This is a genomic window from Cupriavidus basilensis (assembly GCF_029335485.1).
Taxonomy (GTDB): domain Bacteria; phylum Pseudomonadota; class Gammaproteobacteria; order Burkholderiales; family Burkholderiaceae; genus Cupriavidus; species Cupriavidus basilensis_E.
In genome coordinates this window covers 1-6,499 of sequence record NZ_JARJLM010000237.1, presented here as the reverse complement: position 1 = coordinate 6,499, position 6,499 = coordinate 1, and the positions used below count along the sequence as shown (strand labels likewise).

2 protein-coding genes are annotated in these 6,499 nt (G+C 69.1%); one reads left to right on the top strand and one right to left on the bottom strand.

Going from position 1 to position 6,499, the window contains the following annotated elements:
* The first annotated feature begins 37 nt into the window (after window positions 1-37).
* Window positions 38-1,342, top strand: coding sequence for an MFS transporter (locus P3W85_RS13745; protein ID WP_017228703.1), 1,305 nt, complete (start codon window positions 38-40; stop codon window positions 1,340-1,342).
* A 362-nt stretch (window positions 1,343-1,704) separates the two neighbouring features.
* On the opposite strand, the gene P3W85_RS13740 is transcribed toward P3W85_RS13745, so the two are convergent.
* Window positions 1,705-6,499, bottom strand: a 4,795-nt coding sequence (locus P3W85_RS13740; RefSeq protein WP_276265185.1) for a hybrid sensor histidine kinase/response regulator, incomplete at its 5' end; no start/stop codon positions are given.

Below are 6,499 nucleotides of genomic sequence, written 5' to 3'. Positions count from 1 at the left end.
CGTGCAACCAGAGAGAGAAAATCCCAGAGGAGACAGCATGACAACAACCGCAGTACACGCCGGCGCCGCCGATCCCGGCTTCGAGGACGCCACCTACCGCAAGGTGACCTGGCGCCTGGTGCCCTTCCTGCTGCTGTGCTACGTGGTGGCCTACCTGGACCGGGTCAACGTGGGCTTCGCCAAGCTGCAGATGCTGAACGATCTCAAGTTCAGCGAGACCGTCTACGGCCTGGGTGCGGGGATCTTCTTCATCGGCTACTTCCTGTTCGAAGTGCCCAGCAACGTGATCCTGCACAAGGTGGGCGCGCGCATCTGGATTGCCCGCATCATGATCACCTGGGGGCTGATCTCGGCGGCGATGATGTTCGTCACCACGCCAACCATGTTCTATGTGCTGCGCTTTCTGCTCGGCATCGCCGAGGCGGGCTTCTTCCCCGGCATCATCCTCTACCTGACCTACTGGTACCCGTCGCACCGGCGCGGGCGCACCACCACCTATTTCATGACCGCGGTCGCGCTGGCCGGCGTGATCGGCGGCCCCCTGTCGGGCTGGGTGATGCAGACCTTCGACGGCCATAACGGCTGGTCGGGCTGGCAATGGATGTTCCTGATCGAGGGCATCCCGTCCGTGCTGGTGGGACTGCTGGTGCTGGCCTACCTCGACGACCGCATCGTCCACGCCAAGTGGCTGAACGACGAAGAGAAAGCCCTGCTCCAGCGCAATATCGCCAGCGAGGACATGCACAAGGAAGACGCGCCGGTCAGCCAGGTGCTGACCAGCCCGCGCGTCTGGCTGATGAGCTCGATCTACTTCTGCTTCGTGATGGGCCTGTACGGCGTCAGCTTCTGGCTGCCCACGATCATCAAGCAGACCGGCGTGAAGAGCCCGCTGGACATCGGCCTGCTCACCGCCATTCCCTATGGCTGCGCGGTGGCCGGCATGATACTGGTGGCCTACAGCGCCGACCGCACGCGCGAGCGGCGCTGGCATATCGCCGTTCCCGCGCTGGCGGGCGCGCTTGGGCTGGTGCTGTCGGTGCAATGGCACAGCAACACAGTGCTGGCACTGCTCGGATTAACGCTGGCCACCATCGGCATCCTGACCACGTTGCCGCTGTTCTGGAGTTTGCCCACGGCATTTCTCGCGGGCACCGGCGCGGCGGCGGGTATCGCGCTGATCAACTCGCTGGGCAACCTGGCCGGCTTCATCAGCCCGTATGCGGTGGGCTGGCTCAAGGACCTGACACAGAGCACGGATTCCGGCATGTACCTGCTGGCGGCTTGCCTGGTAGTGGGAGCGGCGCTGACGTTGTCGGTGCCGGCGCGGATGGTGAACAAGTAGGCGTGCGAGGGCAAGCGGCACAGCCAGCGCCCTCCCTTCTCCCCGGCCTCTCTCGCTGGCGGGAGAGGCGAGCGACACAGCGGGAGGCGAACGGCAGCACTGTCGGATGCGCGCCTCGCACGAATGCCCCGGCATTCGAAATCCGAAAGCCCGAAATGAAAGCGAGGCAACCGGTCAACGGTTCGGCATAGCCATGTGGCGCGCCCAAGGGGCGGGCCACACGGCTATGCGAAGCGAGCTGCGGCGATACGGCTCCCCACAGGGGAGGTGAAACGGCTTTTGACTCTAACCACCGTCTGACACAGCCGGCGCCCCAGGCGCATCCTGCCGGTTTTGACCCGCATTCCCGAAGCCCCCCGGAATCAATTCCCCGTATCCTCCCCCAGCATCTGCGCCACCGATCCCGCCGTGCCCGCGGCGCGCTCGCCCAGCAGATGGTGCAGCGTGGTGAGCAGTTCATCTTCGTTATACGGCTTGCCCAGGTAGACGTTGACGCCGATCTCGGCGGCGTAGCGGCGATGTTTCTCCGCCGTGCGCGAGGTGATCATCACCAGCGGCATATGCGATGTGCGGTTGTCCGCCCGCACGTTGCGGGTGAGGTCGAAGCCGTCCATATGCGGCATCTCGATATCGACCAGCATGGCGTCCGGCATCACCTCCTGCAATTGCCGCAGCGCGTCCACGCCGTCGCGTGCCAGCACCACCTGGTAGCCGGCGCGCGTCAGCAAGCGGTGCGTGACCTTGCGCACGGTCAGCGAATCGTCGACCACCATGACGGTGGGCTGCGTGCCCAGGCCCGCCACCGGCGCGGCGCCGCCCGCCCCCAGTTCCGCCACCGCGCCCAGCACCGGTGAATGCGTCAGGTGCTGGAGATCGGCGAGTTGCGGACGCGCCGCCTCGCCGCGTTCGCGCATGAAGCGCTGAGCCAGCACCACCGGGTTATAGATCAGTACGATCTCGCCATCGCCCATGGTGGTGGCGCCGGCGATGCCTTCAAGGCGCGCCAGGTGCGGCCCGATGTGCTTGACCACCACTTCCCGGTTGCCGATCACCTCGTCCACATGCACGGCGATGCGCTCGGCGCCGCTACGCACCACCACCACCGGCGAGTACTTCCTGCCTGCGGCAATCGACGCCGATTCTTCCAGCAGCGCACCGAGGTAGTGGAACGGCACGTCGGCGCCGGGCGTGTCGAGGCGGCCCCGGTTGTAGGCCTCGAGCAGGCTCTGCGAACGTAGTTGCTGGACCTGGTCGATCATGCCGCTGGGAATAGCGAACGGCCGCCCGCCCAGCGTGACCAGCAGCACCTGCGTGATGGCCGTGGTCAACGGCAGGTGCACGGTAAAGCGGGTGCCCTGTCCGGCTTGCGTGGCCAGCGCGATACGCCCGCCCAGCGCCACCGTCTCGGCGCGCACCACATCCATGCCCACACCGCGCCCGGCCAGCTCGGACACGGTATCGGCGGTGCTGAAGCCGGGCGCGAAAATCAGCTCGGTCAGCCGTGCTTCGCCAGCTTCGTCCCCGGGCGCCAGCAACTGGCGCTCGATGGCGCGCGCGCGAATGCGCGCCAGGTCGAGGCCGCCACCGTCGTCGACGAAATGCAGCACCACTTCATTGCCTTCCTGCTGCACTTCGAGCGTCAGCGCGCCGATGGCGGGCTTGCCCGCGGCACGGCGGGCCTCGACGGCTTCGATGCCGTGCGCCACCGCGTTGCGGATCAGGTGCTCGATCGGGCCGGCCATGCGGTCCAGCACCGAGCGGTCGACCTCCACGGTACCGCCCTTGATCAGCAGCCGCACTTCCTTGCCGGTTTCGCTGGCGGCCTGGCGCGCCACGCGGTACAGGCGTTCGGCCAGCGCGTCGAACTGCACCATGCGCGCCTGCATCAGGCTGCGTTGCAGGCCGCGCGTCAAGCGGGCCTGCGCGTCGAGATCGCCGCTGGCGCGGTCGAATCCGCGCTGCAGGTTCTGCTCCACGGTTGCCACGTCGTTGACCGACTCGGCCATCATCCGCGTCAGTTCCTGGAAGCGCGTAAAACGGTCGAACTCTAGCGGATCGAACTCTTGCTTGTGCTGGACATCGGCAATGCGCGAGGCCATCTGCGACTCGGCCTGGATCTCTATTTCACGCAGCTGGCCGCGCAAGCGCGCCACGTTGTCGTTGAGTTCGCCGAGGTAGCTGCGCAGCGCATCCAGCTCGCTCTCCAGCCGCGCGCGCGATGCGCCGACTTCGCCGGCATCGGTGATCAGGGTGTCGAGCGTGCGGGCCTGGACCCGTACCAGCGCGCGCTGGCGTTCGCCGGCATCGGTGGCGGGAGCCGGCACTTCAGCGGCCGGTCGCACCGCGCCGGCCTGCGGCCAGGGCTGCACATCGGTGCGTACCAGCGGCACCACGCCGGCCTCGCCACTTTGCTGCACGCGCTGCGCGGGTGCCGCTGCGGCGGACGCATCGGCCGGCGCAGGCAGTGCCTCGGACGCATCGTGCAAGCCGGTCAGCGCGTTGATCCGGTCGGGGTCGTCCACCGGCAGCAGGCGCCCGCCCTGCAGCGCCTCGCTATGTGCCAGGATGCGGTCGTACCAGGCGTACAAGCGCACGAACAGCGTCGGCCCGACGTGATCGGCGCGTACACCGGCATCGAGCAGGCTTTCCATTTCGTGGGCGGCCTGGCCGAGCGCCATCGCACCGGCCATGCGCGCACTGCCCTTGAGCGTATGCAGTGCGCGCAGGATCAGGCCGGCATGGCTGGCATGCCGGCCGTCGCCGGACGCAGCCTCCCAGCCGCGCAGCAGCTTGCCCAGTTCGGGCAGGCTGCCGTGCGCTTCTTCCAGGAAGATGTCAACCAGGGCCGGATCGAGGGACTGCTCCGCGGCATCCTGCGCCCCGGACGCAAGCGGCAGCACGACCGCGCTGGCTTGCGCCGGCGCGGCAGCATAAGCGCCGCCGACGCTGCCGGCAACCGCGCCGCTATCGCGGACCGGATGCGACACGGGCATGCCCGCCCCGGCCGGCGCCGCGATACCCGCATCGTGGAGCGAGCCGGCATTGGCCGCCGGCGGCAGCTTGCCGAACAACAGCGCGACCGGCGCATCTTCCGCTTCCGGCGGCAATTCAGGCACGGCCGGCATCGCCAGCCGCGGCCGCACCATGGCGCGCTCGCCCAGTTCGGCGAGACTGCGGCAGAGCCCCTCGTCGGCAGCTGGCCAGATACCGGCAGCAAACTGGTGCAGCATGCCGCGCACGCGCTCCACCGCCTGCTCCAGCAGGCGGAAATCGCCGGGATGCATCGCCACCGGATGCGTGCCGAGCTGCAGCATCAGGCGCTCGAGTGCCTCGGCGACGGCCCGCACCGGCTCCAGCCCGACCGTCGATGCACTGCCTTGCAAGGTATGCGCCACACGCAGCGCCAGTTCGCTCGGGCAGGGATGGCCCTCGTGGCGCCACTCGGAGACATCGGTGGCAAACTGGCGGATCAGGTCGTCGGCTTCCTGCAGATAGACGTTGTAGAGCGGCAGGCTGATGCGTATCGGGCCGATCAGCTTGAAGTGATCGTCCTCCTCCGCCGCCGTGCTGGCGAAGCGGAACGGAATCACCTTGGCATCGGCGCCGGCGAACGCCGCTTCGCCGGCCTCGGCTGGCTCGGCTGGCTCGGCGATTGCCGGCGCAGGGAGACGCACAGTTTCCGGTTCCTGCCCGTCCTCCGTTTCCGCCTCCACTTCCGGCGCCTGCCCTTCCAGGGGCTGGGCCATCCCATCTTCAGGCCTTGCGGCCGGCGGCTGCATGCTGCCTTCATCGGCTACCCGGGCCGGTACCGCCGGCTCGCCCGCGCGCACCGACTGGGCTGCGGCCAGCAAGCCCGCGGCATCGTGAGCGGCCAGCGGGTCGGCGTGCAGCGCGCCCGCCCATCCGGAGAGCTCGCCATGCGCGCGCAGCAGCAGGTCGAGCAGGACCGGCGCCGGCGCGCGTGCCTCGGCGATCCACAGATTCATCACCTGCTCGATGGCCCAGGCCGCCTCGCCGTAGCGATGCAGGCCAACCATCCGGCTCGACCCCTTGAGCGTATGGAAGGCACGACGCAGGCGGCTGACGGTATCGGCATCGGCAAGCACCGGCAGGCCGCCGGCGAGATCATTGGCCACCTCGCGCAGCACTTCGGCCGCTTCGGTCAGGAAGATGTCGAGCAGTTCGGCATCGATGGCGCCGGTATCGGTCGCGGCAGGCAGCGCCGGAGCATGGGCACCCGGCACGACGGCCGGCAGCGCGTCGGCCAGCGCCACCACCAGCCGTTCGGCCGCGCCCTGGGATCCGGCCAGCCAGGCATTGAGCTGGGTGATGGCTTCGTCTGCCTGACGGCGCGGGCTGGCAGCATCGTCGATGGCGGCCTGCTCATGCATCGCCTGCAGCGCAGCGCGCAGCGCCTTCACCTCGGGCGCGTCGGCGCCAGCCGGATGACGCACCGCTTCGCTGGCGGCCGCGCGCGCATTGGCAAGCAAGGTCGCGTGCGGCATCGCGCCGCCCTGCGGCACGGGTTCCGCGGCAGCGACGGCGTCGTCCGGCGCATCCGCCGATGCGCCCCGGCCAAATGCCAGCGCATCGATAAAGCCGTGCACGGCACCCAGTTCGCCGGCAATCGCGGCAAGCCGAGTGGCGCGTTCGCTCGCCATATCGCCGTCGCATGCGGTGGCCAGGAATTCGAGCGACAGCGTCACGCGCTGCAGGACTGCCGCGATGGCCTGCGCATCGGCGAACAGCGGCTCGGGCAATGCGCCAGCCTCGCGCAGTGGCTCCAGCGTGGCAGCAAGCGCCGCGAACGCGCGCTCGGCATCGCGCAGATGCACGGCCCCTTCCGCGCGGGCGGCGTCGCGGTCATAGGCATCGAGCCAGGCCTCCCCGCTGTCGAGGTGGCCGCGCATCTGCGCGACCGCCGCCTCGCGCAAGCGTTGCGCACGCGCCTGGCCGACCATCTGCGCCAGCCAGCGCGGCGCCAGCGCCGCCTGCTCGCCGCGCTGGCGCGCGCCGAGATAGGCCGTCAGTTCATCGCAGCGGCGCGCGAACTCGGCCGCCGCGGCATGGCCGGTATTGCCATGCACGCGCCAGGGCAAGGCCAGCGCCTGGCCGAGGAAGAGCGCGATCGCGCCGGTGCCGGAGGTATCGTCGTCG

What these genes read in the sequence shown, in the direction of transcription:
- P3W85_RS13745 (WP_017228703.1), top strand. Translation starts at nt 38, where the DNA reads ATGACAACAACCGCAGTACACGCCGGCGCCGCCGATCCCGGCTTCGAG.